The sequence below is a fragment of the Acinetobacter johnsonii genome (assembly GCF_048551975.1).
Lineage (GTDB): Bacteria > Pseudomonadota > Gammaproteobacteria > Pseudomonadales > Moraxellaceae > Acinetobacter > Acinetobacter johnsonii_A.
In genome coordinates, this window is record NZ_JBIMCF010000170.1 from 1 (window position 1) to 291 (window position 291).

Sequence of the window (291 nt, forward strand, 5' to 3'; positions counted from 1 at the left end):
GTACGGTTTAAGTTGTCAGTCATGGTTTCCACAATAACTGCGACACCACCAACACCATAACATTCGTAAGTAATTTCTTATAAATCATCGTTATCTTCGCCACCAGCACCACGTTGGATTGCACGGTTGATGACGTCACGTGTCATGTTTACAGAAAGCGCTTTTTCTACAACTGCACGAAGACGTGGGTTGATTGCAGCATCACCACCGCCAAGCTTTGCAGCAGTTGTTAATTCACGAATAACTTTGGTAAAAAGTTTACCACGGCTAGCATCTTGTTTTGCTTTACGA

The 291-nt window shown here is 43.0% G+C and carries 1 pseudogene; it reads right to left on the reverse strand.

The window, feature by feature from the left end:
* Positions 1 to 291 (reverse strand): annotated as a pseudogene (locus ACG9ZB_RS17100) (YebC/PmpR family DNA-binding transcriptional regulator); the annotation flags it as partial.